This is a genomic window from Bradyrhizobium sp. WSM2254, assembly GCF_000472645.1.
GTDB lineage: Bacteria > Pseudomonadota > Alphaproteobacteria > Rhizobiales > Xanthobacteraceae > Bradyrhizobium > Bradyrhizobium niftali.
The window spans coordinates 1-15,648 of sequence record NZ_AXAB01000032.1 but is presented as its reverse complement, the minus strand read 5'-3'; the positions used below and the strand labels follow the sequence as shown (position 1 = coordinate 15,648).

The following is a 15,648-nucleotide window of genomic DNA, read 5'->3' as shown; positions in this document are numbered from 1 at the left end:
TGTTTGCGCTCAGGAAGTCCTTTGCTTGTCTGGCGTTGCCGGCACGACCGGACTTGCGAGCGTTTCGTAGCGATGGCGCAGGTCGACGCGTCGTCCACCGGCGGCTGCCTCGGCGACCGCCAGGGTCGCGATCAGGCTTCGCGCGCCGTCCTCGACCGGCTGCAATGACCGCGCGTTGCCGCGAATGATGTCGCGGAAATGGTCGAGCTGGGCGACGTAGGGGTCAACCGAAGAGGCATGGATGCGCTGGGCCTGGATCGGCTTGTTCCAGTCCTGCGCGCCGCCGGCTTGCGACCATTGCACGAGTGCCGGAAATTCGATCGACCCGGCTCGGCCGAGGAAGCGATAACTGCTCTCGCCGCTGAACGGGAATTCGGGGGCCTCGCCGAGCCCCTGCTCGGACGTCCAGGGCGAGACGGCGCTGTCGCTGATGAAGAAGGTGCCGAGCGCGCCGCTGTCGAATTCGATCAGCGCCGCGGCGGTATCTTCGACCGCAAAGCTGCGCTGGCGGTTCGACGCAATCGCTTCCACGGCGACGATCTCGCCCACGGTGAAGCGCAGGAAATCGATCTCGTGGATGAGGTTGATCAGGATCGGTCCGCCGCCGGCCTGCGAGCGCCACGGCGCGATCTCGAAATAAGCGGCCGGCTTGTGGGTGGCCCAGATCGCCGACACCCCGACGACATCGCCGATCCGCCGTTCCCCCAACGCCGCTTTCAGCGTCCTGACCTGCTGATGGTGGCGGCGGTGATGCCCGACCAGCGACTGGATGCCGGCCTTGCGCACCTCGGCGATCAGGCTTGCCGCGGTCTCCACCGTATCCGTGACCGGCTTCTCGATCAGGATGTGAATGCCGCGCCTGGCGCATTCGATGCCCTGCTCGGCATGAAGCTGGTTGGGCGAGGCGATGATCACGGCCTCCGGCCGCGCCTCGTCGAGCAGTTTCCGGTAGTCGGCGAAGACACGGGTCCCGGGATAATCGGCTGCGACCCGATCGGCGTTCACATCCGCGATGCCGACGAGGTCATAGTCGTCTCGCTCGGCAAGCTTCGTGAGATGCTTCCGTCCGATCAGTCCCGCGCCGATGACACCTATCGTGATGTTCTTCATCTCACGTCGTCCATATCTAGATTGGGCCTCCGGCTTCGCGGCGATGGTCTGGCCGCGACGCTCCGCGCGACCGATGCTCGAGCAGGCGCCTCGTGGCGTTGAACGCCGTGGCGAGCCGGGCCCGCACCGCCAAGGCCGGCAGCGGCATCTCGACGCTGAGGCTGGCGTCCGCGGGAAGCGCTTCGAGGAGCTCGCCGAGCGGCAAGGCGCCCTCGCCCGGCGGCAACCGGCCTTCGCGCGCTTCAGCGATGATGGCGGCATCGCTCGCAGGCATGTCCGCGACGGCGTCGCAGATCTGCACGGCCCGCAAATGGTGCGCGGGTATCGAGATCAAATCGCCCGGCTTGCCGCCGGAACGATGGAGATGCAGCGCATCGACGAGAATGGTGCCGTTGGCCTTGCCGGCGCCACGCACGATCGCCTCGGCCTGCGGCAGCGAGCCAATCGCACGCCAGCGCATGAACTCCAGATCGGCACGCAGGCCGAATTGCTGCGCGAGGTCGCAGAGATCAGCGAAATGCGCAGTGAGGCGGGCCGGATCGTCGTCATCCCCCGATGCAATGACCGCCACCGCGCCAAGGTCGGCGGCGGCTTCGAACAGGCCCGCGAGCGCCGGAATGTCGACGCGAGGTGTGAGCTGAACGAACTCGATCTCGTTCAGGCGCACCCCCTCGCCGGCGAGAGACCGTTTGAGCTCACGGTGCGCGTCCGTTCCCACCCGCGTCGGATAGGCAGGTCCGCCGGCAGTCACGGGGATCACGCGCAGGCCGATGAAGCTGAAGCCGGCACGCGCGGCCTCGGCCACAAGCGCGACAGGCGCAAGGTCCAGTGCCGTCAGATGAGCAAGGCCGGTATCCGTCATGGCTAATTAATCCGTAGGTTAATTACAATTAACCCACGGGATAATTGCTGTCAAGGACCGCCGATTGCGCTATGGATGGAGGGGCAAGCAGGCCTGGCCGGATGCAAAGGACCGAACCGCCGGATGAGACCCAAGGAAAAGCCCGTCGCGGACGACGCGAAGCAGCCGCCGGTGCGGCGGCGCGACCGGGAGCGCACCAAGCGCGAGATCCTGGAGATCGCATTTGCGGAATTCGCCGAGAACGGCCTCGCCGGCGGCAATACCGATGCCATCGCCGCGCGCGCCAACATCACCAAGCGGCTGATCTTCTACTACTTCAACTCCAAGGAAGAGCTGTTCACGGCCGTGCTCGAGATGGCCTACGCCAAGATGCGCACTGCCGAGCAGGACCTTCACCTCGAAGCGCTCGAGCCGGAGGCCGCGATTCGCAGGCTGGCCGAGTTCACCTTCGATTTCGACCAGGCCAACCCGGAATATGTCCGGCTGGTCACGATCGAGAACATCCATCGCGGCCGGCACATCCGCGGCAGCAAGAAGCTCAAGGAGATGACGCGGCCGATCGTCAGCCAGATCGCCGCGGTGCTGGACCGGGGCATTCGCGCCGGCGCGATCCGGCCCGGCATCGATCCGATCGAACTGCACATGTCGCTGAACGCGCTCTGCTTCTTCTCGGTTGCGAACCGGCATACGTTCGAGGCGCAATTCGCCACCGACATGTCCTCGCAGAAGGCGAAGGCACAGCGGCGGCTCGAAATCGCCGACCTGCTCTGGCGCTACGTGCGGAGCGACTAGCGAAGGCGAATTGACGATGCCCCGCCGGGCTGGGCTCGATGCATCGTCGCTGCGGCACGACCGCGCCATACGCACCTTCGTCATTTCGCCGCAGGCGTTCCCCGCCTTGTCGGCATTGCCGCCTTGCCCGCGATGCAACATGATGGGCCGCCGGTGACGACTTTTCTGCGCGAAGGTGGAGCTCATCCGATGAACGAGAACGAAATCCGCAAGGCCATCGCGGAGGTGAAGGACGGCACGCTGTCGCGGCGCTCGTTCATCCGGACAATGGCCGCGGTCGGGATCGCGGCGCCCGTTGCGAGCCAGATCCTGCTCTGGAACGACGTGGCGATGGCGGATGCCACCTTGCCATACAAGCCGACCAAGGCCGGCGGCGGCGGCCCGCTCAAGATCCTGATCTGGCAGGCCCCCACTCTGCTCAATCCGCATTTCGCGCTCGGCACCAAGGACCAGGTCGCCTCGCGCATCTTCTTCGAGCCGCTTGCCGGCTGGGACAAGGAGGGCAACCTCATCCCCTGCCTCGCCGCCGAGGTTCCGACCAAGGCGAACGGCGGCCTCTCTCCGGATGGCACGAGCGTGACCTGGAAGCTGAAGCAGGGCGTGAGGTGGCATGATGGCAAGCCCTTCACCGCCGACGACGTCGTCTTTACCTGGCAATATGCCGCGGATCTGGCGACCGCGGCCTACACCACGGGGTCCTACCAGAACATCAAGGTCGAGAAGATCGACGACCACACCGTCAAGGTAATCTTCAAGGCTCCGACCCCGTTCTGGGCCGACCCCTTCGTCGGCTCGGTCGGCCAGATCCTGCCAAAGCATCATTTCGGCGACTATGCCGGCGCCAAGTCGCGCGATGCGCCGGGTAATCTGAAGCCGGTCGGCACCGGCCCGTACAAATTCGTCGAGTTCAAGCCGGGCGATCTGATCCTGGCCGAACGCAATCCCGACTATCACGTCAAGAACCAGCCGCATTTCGACACGCTCGAGGTCAAGGGCGGCGGCGATGCGGTCTCCGCGGCGCGCGCCGTGCTGCAGACCGGCGAATACGACTACGCCTGGAACCTGCTGGTGGAGGACGAAGTCCTCAAGCGCATGGAAGCCAGCGGGAAAGGCAAGGTGGAGTTCACGCTCTCCGGCGGCGTCGAGTTCGTCATCCTCAACACGACGGACCCGTGGACCGAGGTCGACGGCGAGCGTTCGAACGCCAAGACCAAGCATCCGACGCTGTCCGATCCGGCCGTTCGCCGGGCGTTCAACCTGCTGGTCGATCGCGAGGCCGTCCAGAAATTCATCTACGGCCGCGCCGCCGTCGCGACGGCAAGCTTCGTCAACCAGCCCAGCCAGTTCAAGTCGAGCAAGCTGAAATACGAATTCAGCATCGACAAGGCGAACAAGATCCTCGACGAGGCCGGCTGGAAGATGGGCGCTGACGGCATTCGCGAGAAGGACGGCAAGAAGCTCAAATACGTCTTCCAGACCTCGATCAACGCCCCGCGGCAAAAGACGCAGGCCATCATCAAGCAGGCCTGCCAGAAGGCCGGGATCGACATCGAGATCAAGTCGGTCACCGGATCGGTGTTCTTCTCGTCCGACGTCGGCAACCCCGACACCTACTCGAAACTGTATTGCGACATGGAGATGTACAACACGACGCAGCCGCAGCCCGATCCCGAGCGCTTCCTGAACCAGTGCGTCTCCTGGGAGATTTCGTCCAAGGAGAACAAGTGGCTGGGCCGCAACGTCTCGCGCTGGTCCGATCCCGAGGCCGACAAGGCCTACAAGGCCGCGCAAAGCGAGCTCGATCCGGTCAAGCGCGCCGCGCTGCTGATCAAGGTCAACGAGATCTTCTGCGAAGCCAACGTGCTCGTGCCGCTGCTCTCGCGCAACATCGTCGGCGGCTCCGTCAACAGCCTCATGAGCGACATCTCGGGCTGGGACGTCACGACGTGGAATTTGGCGAGCTGGTATCGGAGTTGAGGGGGGACGCTTCTCGCCGTCGTCTTTGCGAGTTCGCAACGCTCTAAAATCCGTCATCCTGAGGTGCGAGCACGGGACGCAACGCGTCCAATGGGAGCCTCGAAGGATGCACGGCCCCGATGCAGCCGGGCCGTCGCCCTTCGAGGGCCGCCGAAGAGGCGGCCACCTCAGGGTGACGGTGATGGAGTGGCGCACGCTCTTCCCACATCGTCGCGCCTTCCATCTACTGCCTGGGATTGAGAGCATCATTCAGGCTGTCACCCATCAGGTTGAAGCCGATGACGAGCGCAATGATCGCGAGCCCGGGCCAGAATGCCATCCATGGCGCCTCGCCGAGAAATTGCCTGGCAACGTCGAGCATGGCGCCCCATGACGGGGCCGGAGGAAGCTGGCCAAGCCCCAGAAAGGCCAGGCTCGCCTCGGCGAGAACTGCAATCGCCATGGTCAGCGTCGCCTGCACGATCGTCGGCGCGAGCACGTTCGGCAGCACCTGTCCGGTCAGGATGGCGAGATGGCCGAGGCCCTGGGATCGGGCCGCCGCGATGTAATCCTCGGTGCAGACAACCAGCGTCTCGGCGCGCGCAACACGCACGAAGACCGGCACGGCGGAAATGCCGATAGCAATCATCGCGTTTTGCAGGCTGGGGCCCAGGAACGCGGCGAGCGCAATCGCCAGCACCAGAAATGGGCACGCGAGCAGCGCATCGGCGAGGCGCGAGATCACCATGTCGGTGAGGCCGCCGAAATAGCCGGCGATGAGACCAAACGGGAGGCCGATCAGCACCGCGACCGTCACGGATATCATGCCGGCGGCAAGCGAGGCCTGCGTGCCGAAGATCACGCGCGACAGCACGTCCCGACCGAGATCGTCGGTGCCGAACCAGTGTGCCGCACCGGGTGCCGCACGAATCGCCATCCAGTCCGGCGAGTTTGGATCGTACGGCGCAATCCACGAGGCAAACATCGCCAGCACGACGAAGAACAGAATGATCGTGGCCCCGATGACGGCGGATGGTTCGCGCAACAGGCGTCGAACTTCGGAAGGAGCGGCGGCGCGCGCCTGACTTGCGACCGGTGCCGTCTCAATCGAGCTCATGGCCTGAGCCTCGGATTGAGCAGCACATAGGCGACGTCGGCAATCAGGCTCATCAGGAGGAATAAGGCCGCTGTGCAGAGTACTACTGCCTGAACCACGGCATAATCGCGGCTGAACACGCCGTCGACGACCATCTTGCCGAAACCCGGGATGGAAAAGACCTGCTCCGTCAACACCGCGCCGGCCAGCAATTCGCCAAATTGCAGCGTACCCAGCGTGACCACCGGGGTCAGCGCGTTCGGCAACGCATGACGCAGCACGATGGTGCTTTCGCGGACGCCCTTCGCGCGGGCAGTGCGCACGTAGTCCTGCTTCATCGCCTCGATCATCGCGCTGCGGACATGGCGCATCATGATCGCAGCGGTGCCCGTGCCGAGCACGAGAGCGGGCATCAGCATCGAAAGCAGGTTGCCTCCCACGCTTTCAGACGGCGGAACAAAACCTCCGGCCGGAAGCCAGCCGAGATTCACCGAGAACAGAAGGATCAGCATGATCCCCAGCCAGAAATGCGGGATCGACAGTCCGGCAAGCCCGAACAGACTGGCGCCGTAGTCGAAGGGCGTCCCGCGCCCCAGCGCCGCGAAGATCCCGATCGGCAACCCGACGAGCAGCGCGACCAGCATCGAGAGTATCGCGAGCTCAATGGTCACCGGCAATTTTTCCACCAGCATGGTGCCGATCGGCAATCGGGTGCGTACCGACGTGCCGAAGTCGCCGTGCACCAGGGCCTTCAGCCAGACGGCATACTGCACCGGGATCGGATCGTTGAAGCGATACTTGTGGCGAAGATACTCAACCACTTCGGGATTACGCTCTTCTCCGGCGAGCGCCAGCGCGGGATCGCCGGGCAGCAGTTTCTGCAGACCGAACACCATCATCGACACCAGCAACAGGGTCGGCAGCAGGACGGCAAGCCGGCGCAGAAGCAGGGTCTTCATCGGGGCAGACTGGTCCTCACCAGGGCAAGCGCGCCGGCGGGCGCGTGGCGTTGCGCATCAATTCACCGGCCTGACACCGACCAGACGCAAGAGACCGTCCGGCACCATGACGATACCGCCGACCGATTTGCGGGCCGCAAAGAACCAGTTCGGGTGATGAAGGGGAATCGACGAGAGCGCCGTCAGGTAAATGTCCGTCGCTTTGGCGTAGAGCGCCTTGCGCTTGGCTTCGTCAGCCTCGCCCCGGGCCTGGTTCAGGATCGCATCGAGATCCTTGTTGCAATACTTGTTGACGTTCTGGGAGCCCGTGCAGCTGAAAAAGGCGACCAGCGTCGGGTCCGGGTCGGCGCGGCCGCTCCAGTTGCCGATATAGGCTTCGAAATTGCCGTTCAAGTAGCGCTCGATAGCAGTGGTCGTTTCCATGGGCAGCAGCTTGACGTCGAAACCGGCCTCGCCCGCCATCGACTGTATGATCTGTGCGACCCGGGAATCGCCGGCCGTATTCTCGTACTGGAGCTCGACCGGCACGCGAGTCATCCCGGCGGCGGCAATCATTGCCTTGGCCTTGGCAACGTCGCGAGCCGGCGCCTTGCGCGCGCCATCGTAGAACGGAGATGACGGCGGGATCATCTGGTTATCCGCCAGGAACTCGCCGTTGAAGGCAACGCGATTGATGACATTGCGATCGATCGCCAGCTCAAAGGCCTGACGCAGCGTCGCGTTCTTGCCGAGTGGCGTATCGGCCTTCGCGCCGGCGCCGACATTGAACATCAGATGCGAGACGGCAAGTCCCTGGCCGGAATGCAGGGCGAGGTTGGGATCGTCGCGCACGGTCTTGAGATCGGTCGGCGCGATACGCTCCGCGAGATCGAGATCGCCCGCCCGCACACGCGACAACCGCACGGTCGAGTCGGGAACGTAGTAGTAGACGACCTCGTCATAGCCGACCTGTGCAGCGTTCCAGTAGCCGGGATATTTCTTGACGCGAATGAGGTCGCGCGACTTGCGCTCAACAAATTGATACGGACCGGCACAGACCGGCGCGGCGGCAAATTCCCCGGCTTTCTCCGTGGCGGCCTTGGGCGAGACCATCATGCCGGCACGATCGCTGAGATTGGCCAGCAGCGGAACGAACGGCTCCGACAGGTTGAACTTCACCTTGTCCGCGGCAAGCGCTTCGACGCTCGCGATCGGCGCCAGCTCGGCCTTGCGCTTGGAATCCGGCATCGTCTTCATGCGCTCGATATTGAACTTGACTGCCGCCGCATCGAACGCGGTGCCATCGTGGAACGTGACGTTCTTGCGCAGCGTAAAGGTGATCGACTTGCCGTCCGCGGCCCATTCCCATGCCTCTGCCAGCTGCGGCACGATCTTGAGGTCGGCGGAGATATCGACGAGCTTGTCGCACAGCGCCGCAAACACGAAGCGGCCCGCGTAAGTGCCGCTGAGCGCCGGGTCGAGCGCATCGGGATCGTCCTGAACACCGACCCGCAATGTCACGGCACTCGCCGAGACAACGCCCGATGCGATCATCAGAATGGCCGCCAACGCCGTGCCGATCCGCTTCATACGGAATTCCTTTCGTCCCAAGGCTTCGTCCAAAGCTTCGTCCAAGGCTCTGCTGTGGAAGGGCAAGACAAGCACGCCCAATCGAATTTGTAAATATCCCGAACAAATCTCCCTACGACATGCAATTAAGTTACAATATCTCGCCTCATTAACGGGCAAAATCCACAAACCGCGCCCCTTGACTGCAAGCTCAGCGATGTATTAGTTCGACATATTGACTAATTGGATCGAGGCTCATGCAAGACGCCCCCTCATCGCCCGTTGCGCGACAGCAATCCGTTCGCCTCGTGGTTGAGCGCCTGCTGCGTGACCGCTCGGTATCGCGCGCCGAAATCGCCCGCAGCACGGGCCTGTCCAAGCAGACCATCTCTGAAGTGATGCGCGATCTCGAACGCGACGGCTGGGTCCACGAGGACGGCCAAATTCAGGGCAGCGTGGGGAGAAGCGCCGTCACCTATGCGCTCCGGCCGGACGCCGCCTTCGTGCTGGGCATCGACCTTGGCGGCACGAAACTGCACATCGCACTTGCCGATCTGCACGGAGAGATCGTCGCCGAGAGCATTGAACCTACATCCGGCGACGGCGGCGCTGCCGTGGTCGCACAGATCGAGCGCATGAAGGATGCCCTGCTTCAGCATGCGTCGGTATCGGCGCAACGTTTGCGCGGCGGCGTGATGGGAAGTCCGGGGATGGTCGACCCGGCGTCGGGCAGCATCGTCATCGCGCCCAATATCCCCGGACTGGATAGCCTGGACGTGAGGGCCGCGCTGCGCGAACGGCTCGGGATCGACATCACCATCGAGAATGACGTCAATCTCGCGGCAATCGGGGAGCATTGGCGCGGCAACAGCCGCAGGGCGCGCAGTTTCGCCTTCATCGCAGTCGGCACCGGCATCGGCATGGGCATCTTTTCGGACGGCTATCTCGTGCGCGGTGCACGCGGGGCGGCCGGCGAGATCGCCTACCTGCCGCTTGGGGGCGATCCCTACGATGCGCGCGGCCTTCGCTTCGGCACCCTGGAAACCGCCATCGGCAGCGCCGGCATCGTTGAACGCTATCTCGGGCTCGGCGGCAGCCCCGGCAGCACGGTGCGCGATGTCTTCGATCGGCTCGAAATCGAGGAGGCGGCACGGATCACGATCGACGAGGTCAGCCGGATTCTCACGACCGCGATCCTGGCCGTGCACAGCATCCTCGATTCGGAGATCATCATCCTGGGCGGCAGCATCGGTGCACGGCCCGAATTGAAGCTCCGGATCGACGAACATCTGGGACGCTGCATGCGCGAGCCTGTTCGTATCGAGCTGAGCGCGCTCGGCAATCGTGCCACACTGATCGGCGCGATCGGCAGCGCGATCGACCTCGTGCATCGCTCGCAGTTCGGCATCGGCAGGGATGCCGGCCCGTTGGCGCTTCCCGCCGCGGCGGCAGATGTCGCGGCATGACAGAGCACGCGCCGAGAATTGAGGTTGCAGGCAATGTGAGTGCCCTTGCCGAGCGCGCAGCCGCACATGTCATCGCCCGGCTGCGCGATCGGCGGCCGATTACCCTCGGTCTTGCGACCGGAGCGACGATGACGCCGCTCTATGCCCGCCTTGTCGCCGCGACCCGCGCCGGCCTCATCTCGTTCCGAACGGTGTCGAGCTTCAACCTCGATGAATATGTGGGCCTCGCACCCCAATCGCCCGGAAGCTTCCATGCCTATATGCAGCAGCATCTGTTCAGGCATGTGGATATGGAAGCCGGTCGGGCACAGATCCCCGATGGTTCGGCCGACGACGTCGCCGCCGAGGCCGCGCGCTATGAGGCGCAGATTGCGGCTGCCGGCGGCATCGACCTGCTGATCCTCGGCATCGGCGCCAACGGCCATATCGGCTTCAATGAGCCAGGCTCGGACTTCGCCTCACGTACCCGCGAGGTCAGACTCGACGAAGCAACCCGCATCGCGAATGCCGTCAATTTTCCCGATCGGGCGTCGGTTCCCGAACGTGCGATCACAATGGGCATCGCGACAATCCTGGAGGCTCGGAACATCCTCCTTGTCGCCAGGGGAGCGGAGAAAGCAGCCGCGATCGCAGCCGCGATCGAGGGGCCGATCACGGCAGCTTGTCCTGCCTCGGCGCTCCGCCTGCACGGCAACGTCGATATCCTTTGCGATGAACCGGCCGCCGCAGCCCTCACCTCGCGGCCCCACAACAACAATCGGAGAAGGGCATGAGCTGGGGACAGCGCGATTTCATGGTGCCGGGACGCTCGCTGGCGGTGGGCGACCGGGGCATGGCCGCGACCTCTCATCCGGCCGTCACGCTCGCCGCGGTCGAGATCCTGCGCGGTGGCGGCAATGCAGTCGATGCCGCCATTGCCGCGATCGCCCTCCAGGGTGTCATCGATCCGCATATGACCGGCATCGGCGGCGACTGTTTTGCGATCTATGCTCCGGCCTCCGGCAAACCTGTCGCCGTCAACGGCTCGGGCCGAGCACCGGCGAAGGCCGAACTCGGCTGGTTCAGGCAACGGGGGCTAGCGTCGATCCCTGACTACTCACCCCATGCAGTCACGGTTCCGGGAGCGGTCGATGCCTGGTGCCGCCTCTCTGCCGAGCATGGTTCAAAAGGCCTCGACGAGGTTCTGGCGCCCGCGATCCGCGCGGCCGAGACCGGCTTTGTGGTCACGCCCCGCGCCGCGCTGGATTGGGCCCGCTACGGCGATCGCATCGAACGACATCAGGCTGGCGTACCGGTCTATCTGCCCGGTGGCGCTGCGCCCGCCGTCGGCAGCAGGCTCGGTCATCCCGCGCTCGGCGCGACGCTGCGCCGGATTGCACGCGAGGGACGCGCCGCTTTCTACGAGGGGGCGGTCGCCGAGGAAATCGTCGCAACACTCAAGGCGCTGGGCGGGGTGATGCAGCTTGAAGATCTGGCAAATGCCCGATCGGAGTACGTTGAGCCGATCAGCGCCGACTACCGCGATCATCAAATCCTGCAATGCCCGCCCAACGGACAGGGCGTCGCGGCGCTGCTGATCGCCCGCATCCTTGCCGGCTTCGACATGGCCAACCCGGCGCTCGGCGAGGCCGATCGCGTCCACCTCCTTGCCGAGGCAACCAAGACGGCCTACCGGCAGCGTGACGCGCTGGTCGCCGATCCCGCATTCCGTCCGCTCGATGTCGAGGCGCTGCTCTCGGAGGCGTCGGTCACGGCCATGCGCGCCGCCATCGACCGGAAGCGCGCCAGCGCAGCGGCCGAGTTCGACATGCCTGTTCATCGTGACACGGCTTACGTTGCCGTCGCCGACCGCGACGGCAACATGGTGTCTTTCATCAATTCGCTGTTCTCCGCCTTCGGCAGCGGCATCTACGCCCCTCGCTCGGGCGTGCTGCTGCACAACCGGGGTTCGGGATTCTCCCTCGTCGAAGGACATCCCAATGCCATTGCGCCGCGAAAGCGTCCCTTCCACACCATCATTCCGGGTCTGCTGGCGCAGCGTGGCAAGCCGATCATGGCCTTTGGCGTGATGGGTGGACAATACCAGGCGGCGGGACATATGCAGATCCTGGGCGGCGTGCTCGATCGTGGGCTCGACATTCAGCAGTCCTCGGACGTGCCGCGCAGCTTTGCGTTCGATGGCGCCCTGACGCTCGAACCCACGATTCCCGGGGCTGTCGCCGACGACTTGATTGCGCGCGGTCATCGCGTGGTCTGGGCGGACGAACCGCTTGGAGGTTGTCAAGCCGTACACGTCGATCCTTCCCGGGGCGTCATCTTCGGCGCGTCGGACCATCGCAAGGACGGCATTGCACTGGCGGCGTGACCAGGATGAGAGAGACGTGATGTCGGATCGGACAGCATGAGCGAGATGGCAGAGGCGATCCTGACGATCGAGCGGCTGACGCTGGCGCTGCCCGCCGGCGCGGATCGTGCCTCTGCGGTCGAGGACGTTTCACTTGCCCTGTATCCGCGGCAGATCCTCTGCGTCGTCGGCGAATCCGGCTCCGGCAAATCGGTCTGCGCCGCTGCCGTGATGGGCCTGCTGCCCCAGGCCATTCGTCCCGTTGCAGGGGCCATTCACTTTGAGGGACGCGATCTGCTGAACCTCCCGGCAGCAGAATGGCGGACGCTGCGCGGGCGACGCATCGCGATGATCTTTCAGGAACCGATGACGGCGCTCAATCCCGTGATCAGGATCGGCGACCAGATCATGGAAGCGTTCGAGGCGCACGGCCAGCTCACGCCAACCGAGCGGCACGCCCACTTGCGCGCCCTCCTCGAAGAGGTCGGCATGCGCGATCTGGAGCGGATCATCCGCAGCTACCCGCACCAATTGTCGGGTGGCCAGCGTCAGCGCGCCATGATCGCAATGGCACTCGCGCTCGAACCATCGATCCTGGTCGCGGACGAACCAACCACGGCACTCGACGTCACGACACAGGCACAGATCCTTCGGCTGATCCGGGACATTCAGCGGCGGCGCGGCATGGCAGTGCTGTTCATCACGCATGATTTCGGCGTCGTCGCCGACATCGCCGACCGCGTCGCGGTCATGGAGAAGGGCCGCGTCGTCGAACAGGGGCCAATGGAGGACGTGCTCGAACGCCCACAGCATCCCTATACGCGTCGGCTGCTCGCCGCGGTGCCCGGCGGGACCCCGCCGGTCCGGGCCGAGATCGCGGACGAACCGATCGCCTGCGCGGCGAGCGGACTTGCGAAGACCTATCGTGGCAACGACTGGTTCAGCTCGCGGACTGAGGTCGCGGCCGTGAAGAACGTGCACTTCGAAATCAGGCGCGGCGAGACGCTTGGCCTGGTTGGGGAGTCCGGCTCGGGCAAGAGCACGATCGGCCGGCTGGTGATGCGCCTGACCGACGCCGACGCGGGCGTGGTCCGCATCGGCGATCTGGATTTCTCCGAGGCCCGCGGGGCGCGCCTGCGCGCCGCCCGCAAGCACGTCCAGATGGTGTTCCAGGATCCCTTCGCCTCGCTCAATCCGCGTCGCCGCGTCGGGCGGATCATCGCCGACGGACCGATCGCGCATGGCGTCCCGAAGGCGCAGGCCTACGCGCGGGCCGAGGAACTGCTCGAGCTCGTGGGTCTCGACCCAAGCGCCGCGCGACGCTTTCCGCATGAATTCTCGGGAGGGCAACGCCAGCGGATCGGAATTGCGCGCGCGCTGGCGCTCGACCCGGAGGTGCTGGTGGCCGACGAACCGGTGTCGGCGCTCGACGTCTCGGTCCAGGCGCAGGTGCTCGCCTTGCTCGAGTCATTGAAAGCGCGGCTGCGGCTGGCGGTGCTGTTCATCACCCACGATCTCAACGTCGCCGCCCAGGTCTGCGATCGGATCGCAGTGATGCGCCTCGGCGAGATCGTCGAGATCAAGCCAACCGCGGATCTGCTGAAACGACCGGAGCATCCCTATACACAGGCCCTGCTGGCCGCGATCCCGGGCAGGCAACGCAGAACGCCCACGTCCCTCTGAACCGCCGCATTCTCATTGAAGGAGGTCTCTGACATGCAGAAGCTTACGGAACTTCCACAGCTGCGCATCGGCCTTGTCGGCAGCGGCTTCATCGCCGCGTTCCATCTGCAATCCATGCTCGGCGTGCGCAACGTCAGCGTCGGCGGCGTCTACAGCCGCTCTGCCGAGCGGCGCACGCGCATCGCCGACAAGGCGCGCAGTCTCGGCCTCGGGCCGGCGCGTGTGTTCGATAGTATCGAGGCGATGTCGATGTCCGGCGAGGTCGATGCGCTTTGGCTGCTGACGCCGAACGACAGCCGTCTCGACATCATGCGCGAGATCCACCGCGTGACCAAGGCCGGGGCTCCCCTGCGCGCCATCGCCTGCGAAAAGCCACTCGCCCGCACGCTGGCCGAAGCACGGGAAATGCGCAGGCTCGTCGAGGACGCGGGCTTGCTTCACGGTTATCTGGAGAACCAGCTGTTCTCGACCGCGGTGATGCGCGGCAAGGACATCATCTGGCGGCGAGCCGTACCCGGAAGCGGGCGCCCCTATCTCGCGCGTGCCGCCGAGGAGCATTCAGGACCGCACGAGCCGTGGTTCTGGCAGGGCGACAAACAGGGAGGGGGCGTACTCTCCGACATGATGTGCCATTCGGTCGAGGTCGCACGCTTTATGCTGACCGCGCCCGGCGCAAAGCGCGACTCCTTGCGGCTGCTCAGCGCCAGCGCCACGACGGCCAATCTCAAATGGACGCGCCCCCGCTACGCTGCCGATCTCAAGACGCGAATGGGGGTCGATTTCACCAAGCGTCCGGTCGAAGATTTCGCGCGCGGGATGCTCACGCTGGAAGATGCCGACGGCCATCAATTGATGATCGAGGCGACGACCTCATGGGCGTATGTCGGCGCCGGCTTGCGCATCCAGCTTGAATTGCTCGGTCCCGAATATTCGATGGAGTTCTCCTCGCTCTCGACCGGCCTCAAGGTCTTTCTCTCCCGCGCGATCCGCGGATCAGAAGGCGAGGACCTCGTCGAGAAGCAGAATTCCGAGCAGGGTCTGATGCCGGTCGTCGAGGACGAAGCCGGCATCTACGGCTACACCGACGAGAACCGCCATATGGTGGAGGCCTTCAGGCGAGGCCTGAGCCCGGCGGAAACCTTCGATGACGGGGTCGGCGTCATGGAAATGCTCATGGGACTCTATCGCTCGGCGGAGCTTGGCCGGACCATCCATTTCCCGGATCCCGAACTCGAACACTATGTGCCTCTCGTGGCGCGCTGACGGCGTGAAGCCCTGTCCGCGCCTTTCCTGTCCGTCAGCTGCTTCTCTGCGAACGGATGTCGCACGATGGATGGCTTGCGAAACTGGATCGCGCCCGACCCGCCACTCGCTTTTTGTTTCGACGGTCCGCAAGTGGCGCGGAGCATCGACCTGTCAAACAGCGGACACGCCTTTCCGTTCTCGCGGCGCATTTCGCCCGAGCTTTGCTTCGTCGCTCCACCCTCTAAGCCAAGAGGGCGCAGGGAAGGCCGGGTGCTGACCTGGCACCCGCGGTCCGCTGCGCGAAAAGCACACGCAGGAAGAACCGCACAGCAGCATACAGGTGTAGCCAATCACTCGGCCTTCCCTGCGCAGTGGTTGGACGGCTTATGCCGTGCTCTCCCGGGAGCCGAGTTCCTTCTGGCCTCCCTCGCCTTCGCGGAATTCACCGACGCCGCGCCGGTTGACGCGACTGCCGCCTCCGCAAGAGCTTGACCGTAGCAACGACGGCCAGGACCACACGGTTTTGCCGTACGCACGGCTCGCCATTTCGCCGCGGTTTTTCCAGCCCTGTCGACGGAGCCGGAAAC

At 64.8% G+C, this 15,648-nt stretch carries 13 protein-coding genes; 7 read left to right on the top strand and 6 right to left on the bottom strand.

What is annotated here, in order from left to right; translation table 11 throughout:
- Positions 1-9: 9 nt before the first annotated feature.
- Together A3M7_RS44850 and A3M7_RS0123420 are read right to left on the bottom strand one after the other, a co-directional pair.
- The gene (locus A3M7_RS44850; protein WP_049823643.1) at positions 10-1,110 is read right to left on the bottom strand and encodes a Gfo/Idh/MocA family protein; all 1,101 of its coding nucleotides are present in this window, start codon (positions 1,108-1,110) and stop codon (positions 10-12) included.
- A 16-nt stretch (positions 1,111-1,126) separates the two neighbouring features.
- A complete protein-coding gene (locus A3M7_RS0123420; protein ID WP_027546077.1) occupies positions 1,127-1,972 on the bottom strand; it encodes a sugar phosphate isomerase/epimerase in 846 nt (281 codons plus the stop codon).
- Positions 1,973-2,095: 123 nt separating this feature from the next.
- On the opposite strand from A3M7_RS0123420, the gene A3M7_RS0123415 reads away from it, so the two are divergent.
- Positions 2,096-2,764, top strand: coding sequence for a TetR/AcrR family transcriptional regulator (locus tag A3M7_RS0123415; RefSeq protein WP_027546076.1), 669 nt, complete (start codon positions 2,096-2,098; stop codon positions 2,762-2,764).
- A 189-nt stretch (positions 2,765-2,953) separates the two neighbouring features.
- Positions 2,954-4,741, top strand: a complete 1,788-nt coding sequence (locus A3M7_RS0123410) for a peptide ABC transporter substrate-binding protein (RefSeq protein WP_027546075.1) — start codon at positions 2,954-2,956, stop codon at positions 4,739-4,741.
- A 223-nt stretch (positions 4,742-4,964) separates the two neighbouring features.
- On the opposite strand, the gene A3M7_RS0123405 is transcribed toward A3M7_RS0123410, so the two are convergent.
- From A3M7_RS0123405 to A3M7_RS0123395, 3 genes are read right to left on the bottom strand one after another with little or no spacing between them, the layout of a single operon-like run.
- On the bottom strand, positions 4,965-5,837 hold the full coding sequence (locus A3M7_RS0123405) for an ABC transporter permease (protein WP_027546074.1): 873 nt from the start codon (positions 5,835-5,837) through the stop codon (positions 4,965-4,967).
- The gene (locus A3M7_RS0123400) at positions 5,834-6,775 is read right to left on the bottom strand and encodes an ABC transporter permease (protein WP_027546073.1); all 942 of its coding nucleotides are present in this window, start codon (positions 6,773-6,775) and stop codon (positions 5,834-5,836) included. Before A3M7_RS0123400 ends, A3M7_RS0123405 begins: the two co-directional genes overlap by 4 nt.
- Before the next feature lie 57 nt (positions 6,776-6,832).
- Positions 6,833-8,344 (bottom strand): ABC transporter substrate-binding protein, encoded by a 1,512-nt coding sequence (locus A3M7_RS0123395; RefSeq protein WP_049823642.1) that lies wholly within the window; start codon positions 8,342-8,344, stop codon positions 6,833-6,835.
- A 236-nt stretch (positions 8,345-8,580) separates the two neighbouring features.
- Here A3M7_RS0123395 and A3M7_RS0123390 point away from each other — a divergent pair, with 236 nt between their 5' ends.
- Genes A3M7_RS0123390 through A3M7_RS0123370 form a run of 5 tightly spaced genes read left to right on the top strand, consistent with a single transcriptional unit; the run spans position 8,581 to position 15,079 of the window.
- Positions 8,581-9,789 carry an ROK family transcriptional regulator gene (locus A3M7_RS0123390; protein WP_027546071.1) on the top strand — a complete coding sequence of 403 codons (1,209 nt, stop codon included), beginning with the start codon at positions 8,581-8,583 and terminating at the stop codon, positions 9,787-9,789.
- The gene (gene nagB, locus A3M7_RS0123385) at positions 9,786-10,562 is read left to right on the top strand and encodes a glucosamine-6-phosphate deaminase (RefSeq protein ID WP_049823641.1); all 777 of its coding nucleotides are present in this window, start codon (positions 9,786-9,788) and stop codon (positions 10,560-10,562) included. Before A3M7_RS0123390 ends, nagB begins: the two co-directional genes overlap by 4 nt.
- Positions 10,559-12,154, top strand: coding sequence for a gamma-glutamyltransferase (ggt, locus tag A3M7_RS0123380; protein ID WP_027546069.1), 1,596 nt, complete (start codon positions 10,559-10,561; stop codon positions 12,152-12,154). The genes nagB and ggt overlap by 4 nt, the downstream gene beginning before the upstream one ends.
- A 45-nt stretch (positions 12,155-12,199) precedes the next feature.
- The gene (locus A3M7_RS0123375; RefSeq protein ID WP_027546068.1) at positions 12,200-13,816 is read left to right on the top strand and encodes an ABC transporter ATP-binding protein; all 1,617 of its coding nucleotides are present in this window, start codon (positions 12,200-12,202) and stop codon (positions 13,814-13,816) included.
- Positions 13,817-13,849: 33 nt separating this feature from the next.
- Entirely contained in the window at positions 13,850-15,079 is a 1,230-nt protein-coding gene (locus A3M7_RS0123370; protein ID WP_027546067.1) for a Gfo/Idh/MocA family protein, read from the top strand.
- Positions 15,080-15,445: 366 nt separating this feature from the next.
- Here the strand turns inward: A3M7_RS0123370 and A3M7_RS50285 are convergent.
- Positions 15,446-15,648 (bottom strand): hypothetical protein (locus A3M7_RS50285; RefSeq protein ID WP_210164299.1); only part of this gene is annotated, 203 nt, incomplete at its 5' end.

Bases quoted from the DNA above. Each gene is read 5' to 3' on its own strand.
- A3M7_RS0123375 (WP_027546068.1), top strand. From the start codon at position 12,200: ATGGCAGAGGCGATCCTGACGATCGAGCGGCTGACGCTGGCGCTGCCC.
- A3M7_RS0123405 (WP_027546074.1), bottom strand. From the start codon at position 5,837: ATGAGCTCGATTGAGACGGCACCGGTCGCAAGTCAGGCGCGCGCCGCC.
- A3M7_RS0123420 (WP_027546077.1), bottom strand. From the start codon at position 1,972: ATGACGGATACCGGCCTTGCTCATCTGACGGCACTGGACCTTGCGCCT.
- A3M7_RS44850 (WP_049823643.1), bottom strand. From the start codon at position 1,110: ATGAAGAACATCACGATAGGTGTCATCGGCGCGGGACTGATCGGACGG.
- A3M7_RS0123410 (WP_027546075.1), top strand. From the start codon at position 2,954: ATGAACGAGAACGAAATCCGCAAGGCCATCGCGGAGGTGAAGGACGGC.
- nagB (WP_049823641.1), top strand. From the start codon at position 9,786: ATGACAGAGCACGCGCCGAGAATTGAGGTTGCAGGCAATGTGAGTGCC.
- ggt (WP_027546069.1), top strand. From the start codon at position 10,559: ATGAGCTGGGGACAGCGCGATTTCATGGTGCCGGGACGCTCGCTGGCG.
- A3M7_RS0123415 (WP_027546076.1), top strand. From the start codon at position 2,096: ATGAGACCCAAGGAAAAGCCCGTCGCGGACGACGCGAAGCAGCCGCCG.
- A3M7_RS0123395 (WP_049823642.1), bottom strand. From the start codon at position 8,344: ATGAAGCGGATCGGCACGGCGTTGGCGGCCATTCTGATGATCGCATCG.
- A3M7_RS0123390 (WP_027546071.1), top strand. From the start codon at position 8,581: ATGCAAGACGCCCCCTCATCGCCCGTTGCGCGACAGCAATCCGTTCGC.
- A3M7_RS0123370 (WP_027546067.1), top strand. From the start codon at position 13,850: ATGCAGAAGCTTACGGAACTTCCACAGCTGCGCATCGGCCTTGTCGGC.
- A3M7_RS0123400 (WP_027546073.1), bottom strand. From the start codon at position 6,775: ATGAAGACCCTGCTTCTGCGCCGGCTTGCCGTCCTGCTGCCGACCCTG.